Here is an 18,179-nt window from a genome sequence, read left to right on the forward strand (position 1 = left end):
GTCATTTTAATTTTGAACAGTAACAATATCCTACTATGTGCCAACTTGTTCAAAAATATAATGTTCCAGGTCCCAGATATACCAGTTATCCTACGGTACCATACTGGGATTTGGACAATTTTTCTGGCAAACTCTGGAAGGAAACTGTTTTAAAGGCGTTTACCGACAACCCAGAGGATGGCATAAGCATTTATATTCACCTTCCATTCTGCGAAAGCATGTGCACGTTCTGTGGTTGCCACAAGCGAATCACAAAAAGGCACGAAGTTGAACTTCCCTATGTTAATACCGTTTTGAAGGAATGGCAGTTGTACTGTGAACTTTTAGGGGCGAAGCCAAAAATCAAAGAAATTCATCTTGGTGGAGGCACCCCAACATTTTTCTCACCAAAACATTTAAGAATACTTGTAGAAGGAATACTGAGGCTTGGAAAAAAAGCTTCTGATTCTCAATTTAGCTTTGAAGGTCATCCAAATAACACTTCAAAGGCACACCTACAGGCTCTTTTTGATGTGGGGTTTAGAAGAGTCTGTTTTGGTGTGCAAGATTACAACCAGAAGGTTCAAAAGGCCATAAACAGGATTCAACCTTTTGAAAATGTTAGAAAGGTAACTGAATGGGCAAGGGAAATAGGATATACATCCATTGGACACGATATCATATATGGATTGCCTTTTCAAGATTCCAAGGATGTAGAAATAACCATTGCAAAGACCAATGCGCTCAAACCAGATAGAATTGCTTTTTACAGCTATGCACACGTACCTTGGTTAAAAGGTAACGGCCAACGCGGTTACAAAGAGGGCGATTTACCCACTTCTTTAGAAAAAAAGGAACAATACGAATTGGGCAAAAAAATGTTGACGGATTTTGGATATAAAGATGTAGGCATGGATCATTTTGCACTTGAAACAGATAGTTTACACAAGGCTATGGTCAAGGGAAACCTTCACCGTAATTTTATGGGCTATACCTCATCCAAAACCAAACTAATGATTGGTTTGGGAGCCTCTAGCATTGGGGACAGTTGGTATGGTTTTGCACAGAATGTGAAAGGCTTGGAGGAATACGAGCACTTGGTATCCGCCGGTGTAATCCCAATTTACAGGGGACATATATTAACCAAAGAGGACCAGATTATAAGAAAACATATACTCAATATTATGTGCCAGTTTGAAACAAACTGGGGATTGGGCGAGGCACAGATACGAGATTTTCAGAAAATCATTGATAATTTATCGGAACTGGAATCCGATGGTTTGGTGAACATTGAATCCAATGGAATCAAGGTCACTAAAAAAGGCAGGCCTTTTGTTAGAAACATTAGCATGGCCTTTGATTTAAAATTACATCGAAAAAAACCAGAGACCCGATTATTCTCAATGACCGTTTAACCATTAAAAAGAAACAAATGAAAAGTATAATTGTACCCGTAGATTTTTCAGAACAATCAGAAAAAGCACTAAAAGCAGCAGCTACGCTATCTAAAAATAGCAATGCTGAACTGGTAGTGTTACATATGCTGGAACTTTCTCCGGCCATTATGAGCGAATCTGGTTACGTATCACAAGAACAAGTAGTACACCTTATAAAAATAGGGGAGCAACGTTTTTCTGACTTTTTGGACAAACCCTATCTAAAAGATGTAAAAGTCATTCCTGTAATCAAACATTATAAGGTATTTAGCGAGGTTAACGAAATCGTGAAAAAGCACAATGCCGACTTGGTTGTTATGGGATCACATGGTACAGATGGGTTACAAGAAGTATTTATAGGGTCCAACACCGAGCGTGTAGTACGAACTTCTGATGTTCCCGTACTGGTAATTAAAGGAGACGAGAAGAAGTTTACCCCTGAACGTTTTGTTTTTGCATGTGATTTTAAGGAGGAAAATGTTCCGGCACTTAAGCAAGCCGTTAAAATTGCGGAATTGTTCAAATCTAAATTACATCTTGTGTATATAAATACGCCAGGGGATGAATTTTTAAGCACCGAGGATGCCTACAATAGAATTTCAAGATTCTTGAACATTGCCAAACTAGGCTTGGAGGTTGAAATCTATAATGATTATACTGTTGAAAAAGGAGTTCTCAATTACAGCGAAAGTATAGCTGCCGACCTTATTGGAATTCCTACGCACGGTAGACGTGGATTGTCACATTTCTTTATGGGCAGTATTGGCGAAGATATTGCCAACCATTCCGAAACACCGGTCATCACATTTAAAATATAGTTGATTGATTTTTTTGATTGATTTTTTTTGATTGATTTTTTTGAGATTACGAAATGGGGAGCTTTTTAAAGGCTCCCCATTTTACTTTTTAGCTTTTCTAATAAGTTTATAAGCCCAATCATAATGACTCGATAATACCCCTATCAAATAGGCTCCTACAGCATTATTGCCGGTCCATTCATAACGCTTGCGCTCAAACAATTCTTCATTGGTATGTGAATCTACGATTTTCATGACTTCCGCATGGGTTGCATCAAATCGTGATTTAATTTCGTTCAAATGCAAAGTGGAGTATTTTTCACGAATTTCCCTATTTAATGCTGGAATTGTACGCCAGTTATATCCCTTGGCAGGAATATCTGGTTTTTCCCCTTTCATACCAACGGTGTACCAGTCCAAGAACATTAAATGCCAATGGTGCAAATGCCCTAGCACATCCCGTATATTTCTATTCATAGTCCCTTCGGGGAAATCCTTCTCTTGCTCCTCCTGAGAAAAAGAGACGATATAGTCATTCAACTTTTTAAAGTTCTCCGTACTTAATTCCAGTAAGTCCTTTTTTATTTTCGGTCGTGCCATATCATATACGTTTTTTTAGTTGTTTCAAGTGCTTTTTGATGTGGGCGTCCACTATTTGCAAATGTTCCAGTCTCGTATAATCCCTAGAGCCTTGTTTGTAAGGAATATATTGGACCGAAGTATTAAAAATATGCCTTTGTATACTTCGTTGGGCTTTGCCAAACCTATCTAATAGTGTAGCTATATCTACATCACGCATCGAATCGACGCTCTGTTTGTTTACATCAGAAAGCTTGCCTTTCAAAACATTTGGCTTAAGCTCCGTCGCAACACATTTAAGGTTACGTTCAAAGCTCTCATGCCAAAACACAAGATGACCTAAAATATCTTTGGCACTCCAAAGCGTATTGATTCTTTTGCTGTAATCGTATTCCTTACTAAAGAAAAGATAAACATCTTCTATGGTTTCATTCAACCTTTTCAGTGAGTCTTTTATATCTCCTTCAAAATTGTTCACCTTCCTTAGAAGAGGAAACAGTTATCTATTGAAACGCTCAAAAGCAGCCTTTTCCAATGTTGCACGATGGTCTGGATGCGCAATGGAAATAAGTTCCTTTGCACGTTGTTGTAAGTTTTTACCATAAAGATTAACAACACCAAACTCGGTTGCTACATAATGAACGTGTGCCCTTGTCGTGGTAACGCCTGCACCCTCCTTTAAGAATGGTGTAATTTTAGAAATTCCCTTATTGGTGACCGAGGGCATTGCAAAAATAGGCTTGCCCCCAGGTGAAAGCGAAGCGCCTCTTATAAAGTCCATTTGGCCACCCACCCCAGAAAATTGATAGCTTCCTATAGTATCTGCACAAACCTGGCCGGTCAGATCAATTTCAATGGCACTATTGATAGCCGTTACTTTGGGATTTCTACGAATTCTAGCGGTATCGTTGGTATACCCCGAATCCCTAAAGTCACATATTGGGTTATCATCTATAAAATCATATAGTTTTCTAGACCCAACCGCAAAACAGCTAACGATCTTACCCCGTTTAACTGCCTTTTCCTCTCCGGTAATTACACCACTTTCGATTAATGGCAGCACTCCATCAGAAAACATTTCTGTATGAATGCCAAGACGTTTATGATTATTGAGGTTAGCCAGTACAGCATTGGGAATATTACCGATGCCCATCTGCAACGTAGCACCATCTTCAATTAAAGAAGCTACATTGATACCAATTTTTTGCTCTATATCGGATATTACGCCACTTTCGTGTTCATGTATGGGGCGATCTACCTCTGTGGCAAACTCAATTTCATCTACATGTACAATACCGGTTCCATGCGTTCTGGGAACGCTTGGATTAATTTGTGCTATTATCTTCTTCGCAGTTCTTATAGCCGGCAGTGCAACATCTACGGAAACGCCCAAAGAACAATAGCCATGTTTATCAGGAACAGAAACCTGTACAATGGCAACATCCAATGGTAAAATGTTTCTTTTGAACAACCAAGGAATCTCACTTAAAAAAATCGGAATATAACCAGCATTGGGTGTATTTACACTTTTCCTTACGTTACCCCCAACAAAACAAGAATTCAAAGCAAAGGAATTGATATAGGGTTCTTCAGTATATTTAGCATCTCCCTCTGTATGGATGGAGACAATTTCTATATCCTTTAACTCTTTGTGACGGTCGCAAAGTGCATTGACAAGCTCATTGGGAGTCATTGCCGCTCCTTGAACAAAAACACGGTCACCTGATTTAACTACTTTTACTACTTCTTCTGCTGATGTTATTTTCACGTTTTAATTATTTTTTAGGGTTCATGACATTCAATTGCAGAGGATACTAAATCTGTAGGAGCGACTTTGGGAGAAACATATGGAATTCCCAACCCAAGCCCCCTGATGATAAAAAGTACCCCAATCAACAATACAAATATCGGAACCAATTTTCGAATTTTAGATTTTATCGGACTCCCCAATAACCCTTCGGAAAAGACTACTAAAGTCATTAATGGAACAGTGCCTGCTCCAAAAAGTACCATGTAAAGTCCCCCTTGCAATGGGTTACCAAAGGCAATGGCACCCAACAACGCCATATATACTAATCCACAAGGCAAGAATCCATTTAAGAACCCAATGGTCAAAAACGCATCTGGGGTCTTTTTTTTAAGTTCTGCACCTAGTTTTGATTTCACTTTTCCCAGAACTTTATAAATAGGTCTTGAAAATTGATACTTATTAAAATATTTACTTGGCAGCACTACCAAAAGAATCATAATCACACCTATACCAATGGATAATTTTTGCTGCATCCCAAACAACGATAGTCCCTTGCCCAAAAAGCCAAAGAGCATACCAATTATTCCATATGCCAACAAACGTCCTGAATGGTAGATAAAAAGCTGCGTTGCTTTTTTGACCTTGTTATCCCTTTCCAACGGCAACATAAAGGCTATGGGTCCGCACATGCCCAAACAGTGCAGACTTCCCAATAAACCCAATGCCAGAGCGGATAACAACATATTCTAATAGACCAGTTTCTCTTTGTGCAAAAAGTGTTTACCTTGGTATTGCCATTTTATTTTAATGTCCCAGCGACCGTCCAGCAAGCTATTGTCAGGTATGAGCAAATGTGTTTTGGACAAACTTATAGGAAAGTCAACATCCAAATGCTTGTTAGACGGTCTGTAAAGGGACACTGTACCTTTAATTTTTTTATGGTCGTACTGTTCTGGAAAGAAAATCTTTAACCCTTCTTCGGATTTCTCCAGTTTTAGGTCTACGCCCATTTCTGAAGCTGAGTTAGAAGCATCGATTTCTTTTTGATATGCCAATTCCTGTTTGTAGTAATCATCGGTCACCAAATCATGGTTTACACTATCGTCCATGCTCATTCTTACCACAAAATAGAGTATAAACGAAATGAACGCTATAAAAGCCAGTACGATACTTGTTCCCCAATTTAATTTCATAATCTTATTTTAAACGTTAAGCAAAAGGCCTAAAACATTCTATACCAACTCAATGATAACTCCGTGGGGCCAAAAATTGGGTCACGGTAGTCTCTATAAGTTTCTCTCCACTGTATACTCCAATTTTCAACCTATCCTTGTCTCCAGTCAATGCCGAGCTATTGATTTCTATGAACAACGTTCCTTCTGCCAGTTGTTCTGCCGATACCTTGAAACCAGCTTGGGATACCATCTTAATCTCTCCCTTGTGTGACATCAGCTGAAAACTGATATCCTCGATGTCATCAGATGTTTTGTTCAATATTTTATAGGTATACACATTACTGATGATGTTGTTGGCCTTTCTTTCGTACAATTGACCCGGAAGCCTTAGGATATTTGCTTCCAGTTCATTTCTAAGAAAAAGCATTCCAATCAAAACCCCTGTCAATATGGTCAAAACTGCCGTATACCCTTTCATACGGGCGGTAAACCTAAACTTGGATTTTTTGTTTATCTCATCTTCACTGGCGTAACGAATAAGCCCTTTGGGCTTTTGGATGCTTTCCATGATATGGTCGCATTCGTCTATACATGCCGTGCAGTTCACACATTCCAGTTGTGTTCCGTTACGAATATCTATTCCAGTGGGGCAAACATTTACACATTGAAAGCAATCGATACAATCACCATGGCCCAAAGCATCCCTGTCTTCGTTTTTTCTGAACTTCTTTCTACCGTTGTCCCCTTCCCCCGTTGATGGTCATAGGCCACCACTATGGATTTATCATCCAAAAGAACACCTTGCAACCTACCATATGGACAAGCTATAATGCATACCTGTTCCCGAAACCAGGCAAATACGAAGTAAAAGACCCCTGTAAAAATCAATAAGGAAATCATTGTTCCCAAATGCGCCATGGGACCATCCAGAATGTATCGAATCAGTTTGTCGCTTCCTATCAAATAGGCCAGAAAGATGTTGGCTATCAGAAACGATATGATAAAAAACACAGTCCATTTCAGCGTTCGCTTTCTAATTTTTTTACCGTTCCAAGGTGATTTGTCCAACCGCATCTGTGCTCCACGGTCACCATCTATCCAATATTCTATCCTGCGGAAAACCATCTCCATAAAAATGGTCTGCGGACACATCCAACCACAAAAAATACGTCCATAAGCCACAGTAAAAAGCGCAATGAAAACGACACCTGCAATCATTGAAATGACCACCAAGTGAAAATCTTGGGGCCAAAAAGGAAATCCGAAGATATTGAACCGTCTTTCCAAGACGTTGAACAACAGGAATTGGTTTCCATTTATTTTGATAAATGGTGCTGCAAACAAGAAAATTAGGAGTCCATAACTTACATATTTACGGTATTCAAAAAACCTGCCTTTGGGCTTTTTGGGATAAATCCAAGCTCTTTTACCGTCTTCGGCGATAGTTCCTATGGAATCTCTAAAATTCTCTTCCATTCAGTTTAGTTTTCAACTCCTCCATCCTTCCCGCACCTTCATTCATCTCTTAAAAGGTGCCATTATTTATTAGTTCATGGCAACATCTGTAGAATCTACAGCTTGTTCTGCTGGAACTGCTTCTTCTGTTTTTTCTGATTCAGAGGCGTCTGGATCTACCCAAATCTCACCTTCCGGTGCCTTGGGATTCGCCGGCGTGGTACCTCCCAAGGTCAAGATGTAACTTGCCACTTGTGCCATTTCAGCAGGCTTTAAGCTTTGTTTCCATGCAATCATACCCTTACCATCACGTCCGCCTTCAGATATGGTGTTAAAGACATTTTTGATGCCCCCACCCAAAATCCAATACTCATCCGTTAGGTTCGGGCCAATTCCACCGCCACCATCTGCCATATGACAGGCAACACAGTTCGTGGTAAAGATTTTTTCACCTGCGCTCAAATCCGATGCATCAGCAAGAAATTCAACAGTGTTCACATCCACCAAATCCTTTGCTGTTTTCTTATATTCTTCTATAGCAATTTTAGCAGCTGCAACTTCTTGTTCGTATTCCAGTTTTTGATCATAATCCCCTGCAATATGAAAACGTATTAAATACACTATTGCAAAAACAATGGTTGCATAAAACATGTATACCCACCAAGGAGGCAAAACGTTGTCAAGCTCACGAATACCATCATAGTTGTGATCCATGATAATCTCTCCTTCTTTTTCAATGGCACGGGTCTTTGTAAGGCGCTTGTAGATGTTATTGATCCAGGTCCATTCCCGTTTTTTGTTCTTTGCTTCCAGATAACGCTCTTTGGCTTCAGGAGAAAGGGTTAGCAACATTACGTTTTCAATGGAACTCAAAATCAATTCAATAGCTATCAAAATCAGTAATACCATTAGCATAAAGAACTGCGTAATAGGGTATTCGATAATGGCTGGTTTATCACCTGAATCTATAAAGTACTCCATTAATCCGAAGATGATGAAGAATAGGACCGGAATGCGTATCCACCAAGGTGTTCTTGTGCTCATAATACTAATTTTGGTTATGGTAATCGTTATCTAAAGGGAGTTCTTCCATTTCTTTTATATGTGCTTTGGTAGCTGTAAAAACCCACCAAAACAGCAATACGAAAAACACGAAGAAAATCAATAAGGATATCATAGGGTAACTTGCGATACCTTCTATACTCTCCATATGGTTCTTAACAAATTTCAACATGGCTAAATAGCTTTTTAGATGTTAGACCGTAACTCCAAAAGTCTTGTGTCTTTCATCTTAATTTTTAACTTATTCTTTTTCTTTATTTTCTGATAACAATCCGTCGTTGTCCTTAATTTTAATGTCTGTACCCAATCGCTGTAAATAAGCTATCAAGGATACTATTTCCCTATCGCGCATCTGTATAAAATCCTCACCGTTTTCTTGGGCATATTTTTTATCTGCTTCATAGGTTTTTACAAACTCTGGGTCAGAATACAGATTTTTCTCAATTTGTAATGCTTGTTCCGCCATAGATTGCTCCGCGTTGGCTATATCTTCTGGCGTATAGGGAACCCCTAGCTTGACCATCACCTCCATTTTACTCTGGACCGCACTTCTATCATGTTCGCTGGTGACCAACCATTGATAGGCGGGCATTATGGAACCTGATGAGGTACTTTGCGGATCGTACATGTGATTTAAGTGCCAGTTATCAGAGTATTTTCCTCCCACTCGTAATAAATCGGGACCTGTTCTTTTACTTCCCCAGAGGAAAGGATGGTCGTAAACGAACTCTCCCGCCTTTGCATATTCACCATAGCGTTCCACCTCGCTCCTGAACGGTCTTATCATTTGCGAGTGACAACCTACACAACCTTCTCGGATATAGAGGTCACGCCCTTCCAGTTCTAAAGGCGTATATGGCTTAACACTTGTAATTGTCGGAATGTTGGATTTAACCAATATGGTCGGTACAATTTGAATTATCCCACCTATTAAAATTGCAACTGTAGCCAAAATTGTAAGCTGCACAGGTCTACGCTCTAACCAGTTATGGAAGGTTTCACCAGCAACACGTCTTTTGGAAACTCTTGTCAAAGCTGGCGCTTCTGCCAATTCATCTTCTACAGAGCTACCTTTTCTGATCGTTACAACAATATTATATACTAAAATAAGCATCCCCGCGATGTACATTGTACCTCCAATGGCACGCATCCAGTACATGGGGATAATCTGAGTAACGGTCTCTAGAAAGTTTCCGTATACCAAGGTTCCATCTGGGTTAAAATCCTTCCACATTAATGCCTGGGTAAATCCGGCCACATACATTGGTAGCGCGTACAGTATAATTCCCAAAGTACCTATCCAAAAATGTAGATTGGCCAAACCTTTTGAGTAAAGTGTCGTCTTGAACATCTTTGGAACCAACCAGTAAATCATACCAAACGTAAGAAAACCGTTCCAAGCCAATGCTCCCACGTGCACGTGTGCAATAATCCAGTCACTAAAGTGAGCAATTGCATTCACATTTTTTAGGGATAGCATCGGTCCTTCAAAAGTGGCCATACCATAACCTGTAATTGCCACTACCATAAACTTTAGTGTGGCATCACTTCTTACTTTATCCCACACACCGCGCAAGGTCAACAATCCATTGATCATACCACCCCATGATGGTGCAATGAGCATTACCGAGAATACAACGCCAAGGTTTTGAGCCCAATCTGGTAAAGCAGAGTACAATAAATGGTGGGGGCCTGCCCAGATATAGATGAATATCAATGACCAGAAATGGACTATGGAAAGACGGTATGAATATATAGGTCTATTCGCTGCTTTTGGAACAAAATAATACATCAGCCCCAAAAATGGTGTGGTCAAGAAGAAAGCCACGGCATTATGACCGTACCACCACTGCACCAATGCATCTTGGACACCTGCATATACCGAATAACTTTTCAATGCCGTAACGGGCAACTCCAAACTGTTGAAAATATGCAGTACGGCAACCGTAACGAATGTAGCCAAATAGAACCATATTGCCACGTAGAGATGGCGCTGTCTTCTTTTTAAAATCGTACCGATCAAGTTCCAACCAAAAACGACCCAAACCACGGCAATGGCCAAATCTATAGGCCATTCCAATTCTGCATATTCTTTTGATGTGGTATACCCCAAAGGCAATGTAATGGCCGCTGCCACAATAATCAATTGCCAGCCCCAGAAATTAAAATTACTTAGAAAGTCATTGAACATTCTGGCTTTTAGGAGTCGCTGCGTGGAATAATACACCCCTGCAAAAATGGCGTTCCCCACAAAGGCAAAAATCACCGCATTAGTGTGCAAAGGACGTAACCGCCCAAAACTGAGCCATGATATACCGTCCGTAACATTGGGAAACAAAAACATAAAAGCCAGTAGTAGCCCTACCAGCATTCCAACAACACCCCATAGCATGGTGGCATATAAAAACTTTTGTACGATCTTATTGTCGTAGCTAAATTGTTGTATTTCCATATTTATTGGTTTGTACTTTTAGTTAGTTTAATTTCTTTTTCGTTAGTGCTGTCTTTTGAATTAGGTAGGAGTTCATCCTCAAAGAGCATACGTACGGATGGAGTATATGCATCATCATACTGACCACTCTTTACCGAAAGGACAAAGGCGGCAAAAAAAACTATAGCTACAGAAATGCTTATAGCCAATAACACATATATAACACTCATACCTACCTTAATTTAGCGTAAATCTACTTTTACCTTTAATTTCAAAAAATGATATATATCAGCTTTCATTAATTTTTATTTTTCTTCCTAATATATTGGTGAAAAGTGTTGTAAAAACAACGATACTTATTGAACTTAAAGGCATTAGAATAGCAGCCACTACTGGCTGCAACTGCCCCGTAACCGCAAAATACAATCCAACAATGTTATAGCACAAGGAGAGAAGAAAACTCAATTTTATAACTTGAATCGACTTTCTGGACATTTTGATAAATAGGGATAACTTGCTTAGGACGGAAGCATCTAAAATAGCATCACAAGCAGGTGAAAAAACATTGATGTTTTCTGAAACAGAGATTCCAACATTACTTTGCGCCAAAGCTCCCGCATCATTTAGACCATCGCCGACCATCAACACATTTCTATCTTTTTGTAATCCTTTTATATATTCAAGTTTGTTCTCAGGTTTTTGATTAAACAATAAATCAGTGTTTTCTGGAAGTATTTTTTTGAGCTGCTCTTTTTCTCCGTCATTATCCCCGGAAAGAATTCCAAGTTGCATGTGTTCTCCCAAGGAATTAAAAAGTTTCCCCACTCCTTGTCTGTATTTATTTTTGAACACGAAACATCCCTTGTAATTCTCATCCGAGCTAATATAAACAGTCGTACTTGTATTAGCAGCAGTGGAATTGCTCCCAACATAGCTTGCAGAGCCTACTTTAATGGAATGTTCCTTTGACCTGCCCTCTACCCCTTTACCGGTATGTTCTTGAAACTCATCCAAGGTCATAATAGCATTGGATTTTAAAATTTCGTAAAGTGACCGGCTTAAAGGATGGTTTGAAGCGCGCAATGTGGTTTTTAGCAATGCTGTTTCAGCTTCTGTCAATGCTACTCCTTCATATAAAATAGTGTCTTTTTCCGTAGTCGTAATTGTTCCTGTCTTATCAAAAATTGCAGTATTCACTTTAGCTAACCGCTCTATTACGTTCGTATTCTTAAGGTAGAATTTATGCTTTCCAAATATGCGTAGCATGTTCCCCAAGGTGAAAGGTGCCGCCAACGCAATGGCACATGGACAGGCAATGATCAGCACCGCCGTAAAAACATTGAGTGCCATGCTTGGCATATAGAACAACCAGTATGCAGTAGCTATAAAAGCAATAGTCAAGATACCAATGGTAAAACGTTTCCCAATACTGTCTGTTAGTGTTTGGAACGCTGTTACCTTATCTTTAGCAAAAACTGAATTTCCCCATAGCTGGGTAAGGTAACTTTGGGACACGGATTTTAACACTTCCACCTCCAGAACGCCCGAAAGCTGTTTTCCACCTGCAAAAAGCCTCTCTCCAGATTGCCTAAAGACCGCTTGGGACTCCCCTGTAACAAAACTATAGTCTATTTCTGCCATTCCTTTAATAAGAATACAGTCTACTGGAATGATTTCGTTGCTCCTAATTAGGAGACGGTCTCCTATTTTGATGTTATAGATTTGGATATTCTCCTCATCTCCATTAGTCTTTAACTTGGTCACCGCGATTGGAAAATAGGATTTGTAATCACGCTCAAAAGAAAGGAAAGCATATGTTTTTTGTTGAAAGAACTTTCCGAGCAATAAGAAAAATACCAACCCGGTAAGGCTATCAAAAAAGCCAGACCCCAAATCAAAAACAATATCTACGGTACTCCTCAAGAACAATGTTAGAATACCCAAAGCAATGGGAACGTCAATATTCAATAGTTTAGACCGTAATCCCTTGTAGGCCGATATGAAATAACCGCTACCCGCATAAAACACCACCGGCAACGAAAAGGCAAACATTAACCAACGAAATACGAATTTGTATTGATCTAGCCAGAATTCCTCTACTTCAAAATATTCTGGAAATGAAAACAACATCACGTTCCCAAAGGCAAAACCTGCGACACCCAACTTATAAGTAAGAGAACGGTCCACCTTTTTTTCTTTCTTATTGTATTCGTCCAGAGAAATGTATGGCTCATACCCTATACTGCCCAACATAAGCACTAAACGCTTCAATGAAAAGTCGTTAGTGGTGTAGGTTACCCGAATCGTTTTTTTTGGAAAGTTTACTTGAGAGTTTGTAATGGATGAATTTAGACGGTTTAGGTTTTCCAATACCCAAATACATGAACTACAATGAATGGATGGAATACTTAAGTTGACAACTTGTATTCCTTCATCATTAAATGCAACCAACTTTTCAACAATATCCTGATTGTCCAAAAAATCATATTTCCGTTGAATTTTCTTATTAGGCGCAGTACCAGCCCTTTCCTCTATATCATAGAAGTTGGAAAGTCCATTGGTGGTAAAAATCTCATAGACCGTTTTACAGCCATTACAACAAAACTCCTTTTCATCAAAAAGTACCTTTGTCCTATTGCAATCATCACCACAATGATAACATTTGGAATCAATCATACACATTCGCATTTATACCTCATACAAAGGTGTACCATAGCGAATGGAAAAAACATGATAAATATCAGTTTTTAAGGAAGTTACCACCATTACCTTTGCGGTATGAAAAGGTGTACGACCATAAAGGCACAACAATTAAGAAATTTTGAATCACTTTCTAAAATGGCTTTGAATAGGGTTTTAGAAACTTCAGAATCGATGTTCGTACCCAAGGGCACTATTGTCTTTAAGGAAAACCAACTTTTGAACAAGCTGTACTGTATTAAGGAAGGGGCCTGCAAATTTAGCACGTTCGATAACTTGGGAAGGGAGCACATCTTACGTTTTTTGGGAAAAGGTGACATTATGGGGAAACGTTCCATAATATCGAACAAAGGAGCCAATGTGACGGCTACAGCATTAACGGAAACCGCACTATGTTGTTTTGATAAAAGTGAGATACAGTACAATCTAAAAACTAATACTGATTTTTGTAACGACCTGTTACACGCGTTTATAGAAGATGCCAATGCTATTGATAAAACAAGAACCATTTATTGCGCAAACAAAGGCATTAAACAACGATTAGCACAACTATTGCTATATCTGGCAGAGAAATTTGGACAAGACCCTGACGGAAAATTAATGATACGACTGAAACGTGAAGATATGGCTTCTGTTCTAGGGACTTCTCAAGAATATATCATCAATTTATTGACCCATTTTAAGAACAAAGGATTTCTAGATGTAAACAGGAGCGAAATCGTTTTAAATTCTAAAGAAGAGCTTAGAGAATTGATTTAATATGAACCTAAAAAATTACAGTTTTTTTTAATTGAATAAACCGTAATTTTACGTGTCAGGTAAACCAAACAGTTATGCAAAGCAGATGTGAGAATTGTATCGTACGTCAGTTCAACTCGTTACGAGCTATGAGCAAAGAAGAGTTAAAAGCCGTTTCAGATTCCAAAACAACCAAATCAATTAAAAAAGGGGAACCTTTATTTGAGGAAGGTGATAAACTGAATGGAGTGTATTGCGTACGCAACGGTGTTTCCAAACTTTCCAAGTTAAGCTCAAACGGCAAAGATCAAATTGTTAAGCTAGCTTCCACAGGAGAAGTAATCGGACAGCGTTCGGTCGTTGCACAGGAAACCGCTAATCTTTCTGCCATTGCAGTTAATGATATGGAAGTTTGTTTTATTCCAAAAGAGACCATAAACCACACACTTCAAAAAAATCCAAACTTTACACTCGAGGTATTGCGACATATGGCCCACGACCTAAAGGAAGCGGACGATGTAATCGTGAATATGTCTCAAAAGACCGTGAAACAGCGTATTGCCGAAGCTTTCTTATACTTAAAGAATAATTTTGGCGAGGACGAAGATGGCTTTTTGGCACTATCGTTATCCAGAGAAGATATATCTAACGTTGTAGGTACCGCTACAGAATCTGCAATTCGAATAATTTCAGAATTCAAGAAAAAAGGACTTATTCATACCTCTGGCAAGAAGGTGGGCATAAAGAATGAACGCAAGTTGGTAGAACTTGTAGAAGGGTTCTAAATAGGCGCTTCTTTTAAAAGCTGATAATTGTCATAGTCTCCCCTTTTACTTAACGCTAATTTTATTACATCCTTAGAAATAGCGTGATGCAAAAGATTTTAATACCTACAGATTTTTCAGACAATGCATGGAATGCCATTAATTATGCCATGCAGTTGTTCCGCAACAAACGTTGCACTTTTTATTTACTCAATACGTACACCCCCGTAATTCCGAGTAGCCGATTTATGGCAAAAATGATAGACGGGGTGAGTATCGTAGATGCCGTAAGAAATGCTTCTGAACAGGGCTTGAACAAAACAGTGGATAGGATTAAGAGCAAATATGGGAACACAAACCATAACTTTGAGACCATTTCATCCTTTAACTTGTTAGTTGAGGAGGTAAAGGATATTGTAGATGCATTTGAGATCAATCTAGTGATTACGGGAACCAAAGGGGCTTCGGGAATCGATGAAGTTTTTATGGGAAGTAATTCTGTTCGCATCATCAAGAACACCAAAAGATGTCCTGTCCTAGCAATTCCCCAGTACTTTGACTTTGTTACACCCTCAGAGATTGCTTTTGCAACGGATTTTAATCGTTTTTATACGACGTCAGAACTAAGGCCGCTGCTCGATTTAGCAAAAATGTTTCAAGCAACCGTTCGTATTGTCCATGTTCAATATGGTATAAAAGCGCTATCCGAATTACAACAGTTCAATTTAAATATGTTGAGAAGGTACATGAGCGATACGGAGCACTATGTGCATACGGTATCCGAACTCAATTCAGTTTCGAAGACTCTAGAGATTTTTTCTCAGGAACTGGACATTCATTTGTTAGCACTTTTGAACTACCAGCATAGCTATATGGAAAAAATGACCCGTGAACCTATTGTTAAACGAACAGCGTTCCATACGCAAATTCCTTTATTGGTCATTCCAGAATTAGGAATGAACGGCGTTTCAAAGCAGCAAATAGAAAAAGAGCAAACTGTTTCCAGGTAACCCAGAAACTGCATGTCTGTTCTTTCCATATTCATAGTGTAAACCCTTGCGGTATCCGTTACCCTTGCTATCTTTATATGAACAATTTTGTTCCGTATAGCAACTTTTCACATATAGGAAGGAAATGGATAAACATAGTCTTACAGCATGCCATAATCGGATAAAGCCATTTATTCAAAATACTCCGGTACTTACATCAAGGCTTATTGATGCGATGGTCAATTCCCAACTTTTTTTTAAGTGCGAAAATTTTCAAAAGATGGGTGCTTTTAAAATGAGGGGCGCCACCAATGCTATTATGGGACTTTCTGACCAACAAAAGGCAAATGGGGTCGTTACCCATTCATCAGGTAATTTTGCACAAGCACTATCCTTAGCGGCAAAAAGCCTGAATGTCAGCGCATATATTGTGATGCCTTCCAGTGCCCCACAGGTAAAAAAAGATGCCGTTAAGGCCTATGGCGGAAAAATTATTGAATGTGAACCTACGCTATCAGCCAGGGAAAAGACCACAAAAAAAATAGCACGGGAAACAGGAGCAACATTTCTTCATCCATCTAATGATGATGCCGTAATTTTAGGACAGGGCACCGCCTGTGTAGAACTGCTGGAACTCTATCCTGATCTGGACTACGTAATAGCTCCAGTAGGGGGAGGAGGCCTTATTGCCGGCACTGCATTGGCAGCCCATCATTTTGGAACTAATTGTAAAGTAATCGGCGGCGAACCTTTTGAAGTAGATGATGCTTATAGGTCTTTGAAAAGCGGGGTTATTGAAACCAATATAACAACCAATACGATTGCCGACGGACTCAAGACCCAATTAGGAGACCGAAACTTCCCAATTATCCAACAATACGTAGAATGGATAATACGAGTAACGGAAGAAGAGATAATCAGTGCTATGCGAATTATCTGGGAACGCTTAAAAATAGTATGTGAGCCTTCTTGTGCCGTAGCACTGGCTGCAGTTTTAAGGGAAAAGAACCAGTTTGCCAATAAGAAAATTGGCATAATCATTTCCGGTGGCAATGTAGATTTGGGAGAATTGCCTTTTTAAGATTCAAAATTCACTTCAAATTGCATTAAGAATGCACTAGAACAGCTTCAAAAATGTCTTGTCTACGTTTAGTTCAAATTTCCTTGGTCTATTCTAAAGAAAAAACTGTTTCATTTTTTCCAGCTTTTACCTTTTTTTTATGCTTTCCCCAATATATGAGGAATCCAGTTACTGGCAGACTTGCAATTAAAATACTTATCAAAAAAGCTAAAATCTTGCCTGGTATTCCAGCTATGGCTCCTACGTGTATGTCATAGTTCATGCGAAGGACTTTATCCGACAAGGCCATCTCCTTGTATTTTCTATAAATGGTCTCCGAAGGTACCGGTGCTAAGGTATTTTGGTCAAAAAAAAGATAGTCCGAATTATAGTATACACCATCAGTATTTGAAACCTCAACATAGATACTACTTGTTGCCGAATGCGGATAATGTATTTCAAAACTACTGGCTTGAGGGTTTGTACGCCAGAGCTTGGGTAAAAGTCTATCTATCGGTTTCTTATCGCTGGCATCTATAAATCCTTCTTCACTTTCCGGAATGAGGAACATCACATTTTTTTGACCGCCAATAGCGCTATAAAGGCCAGATTGAAACCAATCGTACGACATAGCAAGCCCCGTCACAGCAAATATGAGTGCAAAAAGACAGGCATAAAATCCAACTATGGAATGCAAGTCGAAGTTTTTGCGTCGCCATCGCGTTGTAGATTTCCATTGAAACTTAAGGCGTTGTCCAAGGTGTTTGCGCTTTTTGGGCCACCAAAGTATAATTCCCGATAAAACCATGACCAAAAACACAAGGATAGAAATTCCCACAACTTGTTCTCCTATTACATGGGGCAACCAGAGATACATATGGCCATCCAGTACAAAAGCAAAAAATCCGCTCAAATGATCTTCAATATGCAGCAACTCACCTGAATACGGGTTTAAATAGGCACTTTGGTAAAATAACGGCTCTTCTTGATAATAAATCGCTTCAATTGCTTGTCCTGGCTTATTATAAACAGTACCATGCAAAGAGATATCGGGATAGATTTCATAAGCCAATTCTTTTACTTCCGAAGGTGATAGAACAGATTTGTTTTCTATGGCCACGTTTTTGTACCCATTTTTCAATCCTTTAATTTCGTCTTTAAACGCCCACATTGCCCCAGTAATTGCTACAATAAAGACAACTATCCCGCTTGTCAGCCCTAGTATCTTATGTGTGGTCCTGGTGATTTGTTTAAAGTTCATTGT

Annotated in this window: 18 protein-coding genes and 1 pseudogene; 6 read left to right on the forward strand and 13 right to left on the reverse strand. The window is 39.2% G+C overall.

Annotated features, from left to right (window positions below; genetic code table 11):
• The first annotated feature begins 35 nt into the window (after positions 1 to 35).
• Both hemN and LV716_RS04495 read left to right on the forward strand, forming a co-directional pair.
• Positions 36 to 1,394: an oxygen-independent coproporphyrinogen III oxidase gene (gene hemN / locus LV716_RS04490; RefSeq protein WP_163416586.1), complete on the forward strand. Its 1,359-nt coding sequence runs from the start codon at positions 36 to 38 to the stop codon at positions 1,392 to 1,394.
• A gap of 17 nt (positions 1,395 to 1,411) precedes the next feature.
• Complete coding sequence (locus LV716_RS04495) at positions 1,412 to 2,233, forward strand: universal stress protein (RefSeq protein WP_163416587.1); 822 nt, start codon at positions 1,412 to 1,414, stop codon at positions 2,231 to 2,233.
• An 81-nt stretch (positions 2,234 to 2,314) separates the two neighbouring features.
• On the opposite strand, the gene LV716_RS04500 is transcribed toward LV716_RS04495, so the two are convergent.
• From LV716_RS04500 to LV716_RS04550, 12 genes and pseudogenes are all read right to left on the reverse strand, one after another.
• Positions 2,315 to 2,812 carry a ClbS/DfsB family four-helix bundle protein gene (locus tag LV716_RS04500; protein WP_163416588.1) on the reverse strand — a complete coding sequence of 166 codons (498 nt, stop codon included), beginning with the start codon at positions 2,810 to 2,812 and terminating at the stop codon, positions 2,315 to 2,317.
• A gap of 1 nt (position 2,813) precedes the next feature.
• Positions 2,814 to 3,269: a hypothetical protein gene (locus LV716_RS04505; RefSeq protein ID WP_205600103.1), complete on the reverse strand. Its 456-nt coding sequence runs from the start codon at positions 3,267 to 3,269 to the stop codon at positions 2,814 to 2,816.
• Between the two features lie 21 nt (positions 3,270 to 3,290).
• The gene (locus LV716_RS04510) at positions 3,291 to 4,559 is read right to left on the reverse strand and encodes an acetyl-CoA hydrolase/transferase family protein (RefSeq protein WP_163416589.1); all 1,269 of its coding nucleotides are present in this window, start codon (positions 4,557 to 4,559) and stop codon (positions 3,291 to 3,293) included.
• A 14-nt stretch (positions 4,560 to 4,573) separates the two neighbouring features.
• On the reverse strand, positions 4,574 to 5,284 hold the full coding sequence (locus LV716_RS04515; protein WP_163416590.1) for a sulfite exporter TauE/SafE family protein: 711 nt from the start codon (positions 5,282 to 5,284) through the stop codon (positions 4,574 to 4,576).
• 3 nt (positions 5,285 to 5,287) lie between these two features.
• Positions 5,288 to 5,734 (reverse strand): FixH family protein, encoded by a 447-nt coding sequence (locus LV716_RS04520; RefSeq protein ID WP_163416591.1) that lies wholly within the window; start codon positions 5,732 to 5,734, stop codon positions 5,288 to 5,290.
• Between the two features lie 49 nt (positions 5,735 to 5,783).
• On the reverse strand, positions 5,784 to 6,284 hold the full coding sequence (locus LV716_RS18515) for a FixG Ig-like domain-containing protein (RefSeq protein WP_370637524.1): 501 nt from the start codon (positions 6,282 to 6,284) through the stop codon (positions 5,784 to 5,786).
• A 12-nt stretch (positions 6,285 to 6,296) separates the two neighbouring features.
• Positions 6,297 to 7,192 (reverse strand): annotated as a pseudogene (locus LV716_RS18520) (4Fe-4S dicluster domain-containing protein); the annotation flags it as partial.
• Between the two features lie 69 nt (positions 7,193 to 7,261).
• Positions 7,262 to 8,215: a cbb3-type cytochrome c oxidase N-terminal domain-containing protein gene (locus LV716_RS04530; RefSeq protein ID WP_163416593.1), complete on the reverse strand. Its 954-nt coding sequence runs from the start codon at positions 8,213 to 8,215 to the stop codon at positions 7,262 to 7,264.
• Between the two features lie 4 nt (positions 8,216 to 8,219).
• Positions 8,220 to 8,405, reverse strand: coding sequence for a CcoQ/FixQ family Cbb3-type cytochrome c oxidase assembly chaperone (locus LV716_RS04535; protein WP_163416594.1), 186 nt, complete (start codon positions 8,403 to 8,405; stop codon positions 8,220 to 8,222).
• A gap of 69 nt (positions 8,406 to 8,474) precedes the next feature.
• Positions 8,475 to 10,685, reverse strand: a complete 2,211-nt coding sequence (ccoN, locus tag LV716_RS04540; protein ID WP_163416595.1) for a cytochrome-c oxidase, cbb3-type subunit I — start codon at positions 10,683 to 10,685, stop codon at positions 8,475 to 8,477.
• A 2-nt stretch (positions 10,686 to 10,687) separates the two neighbouring features.
• Positions 10,688 to 10,894, reverse strand: coding sequence for a cbb3-type cytochrome oxidase assembly protein CcoS (ccoS, locus tag LV716_RS04545; protein ID WP_163416596.1), 207 nt, complete (start codon positions 10,892 to 10,894; stop codon positions 10,688 to 10,690).
• 58 nt (positions 10,895 to 10,952) lie between these two features.
• Entirely contained in the window at positions 10,953 to 13,340 is a 2,388-nt protein-coding gene (locus tag LV716_RS04550; RefSeq protein ID WP_163416597.1) for a heavy metal translocating P-type ATPase metal-binding domain-containing protein, read from the reverse strand.
• A gap of 102 nt (positions 13,341 to 13,442) precedes the next feature.
• Between LV716_RS04550 and LV716_RS04555 the strand changes: the two genes are divergently transcribed.
• The 4 genes from LV716_RS04555 (at position 13,443) to LV716_RS04570 (ending at position 16,936) form a co-directional block, all read left to right on the forward strand.
• Positions 13,443 to 14,123 carry a Crp/Fnr family transcriptional regulator gene (locus tag LV716_RS04555; RefSeq protein WP_163416598.1) on the forward strand — a complete coding sequence of 227 codons (681 nt, stop codon included), beginning with the start codon at positions 13,443 to 13,445 and terminating at the stop codon, positions 14,121 to 14,123.
• A gap of 74 nt (positions 14,124 to 14,197) precedes the next feature.
• Positions 14,198 to 14,887, forward strand: a complete 690-nt coding sequence (locus LV716_RS04560; protein ID WP_163416599.1) for a Crp/Fnr family transcriptional regulator — start codon at positions 14,198 to 14,200, stop codon at positions 14,885 to 14,887.
• Between the two features lie 86 nt (positions 14,888 to 14,973).
• Complete coding sequence (locus tag LV716_RS04565; RefSeq protein ID WP_163416600.1) at positions 14,974 to 15,876, forward strand: universal stress protein; 903 nt, start codon at positions 14,974 to 14,976, stop codon at positions 15,874 to 15,876.
• A 124-nt stretch (positions 15,877 to 16,000) separates the two neighbouring features.
• Positions 16,001 to 16,936, forward strand: coding sequence for a pyridoxal-phosphate dependent enzyme (locus tag LV716_RS04570; RefSeq protein WP_163416601.1), 936 nt, complete (start codon positions 16,001 to 16,003; stop codon positions 16,934 to 16,936).
• 88 nt (positions 16,937 to 17,024) lie between these two features.
• On the opposite strand, the gene LV716_RS04575 is transcribed toward LV716_RS04570, so the two are convergent.
• Positions 17,025 to 18,176, reverse strand: a complete 1,152-nt coding sequence (locus LV716_RS04575) for a PepSY domain-containing protein (RefSeq protein WP_163416602.1) — start codon at positions 18,174 to 18,176, stop codon at positions 17,025 to 17,027.
• Between the last annotated feature and the right edge of the window lie 3 nt (positions 18,177 to 18,179).

Source organism: Flagellimonas sp. HMM57 (assembly GCF_021390175.1).
Lineage (GTDB): Bacteria > Bacteroidota > Bacteroidia > Flavobacteriales > Flavobacteriaceae > Flagellimonas.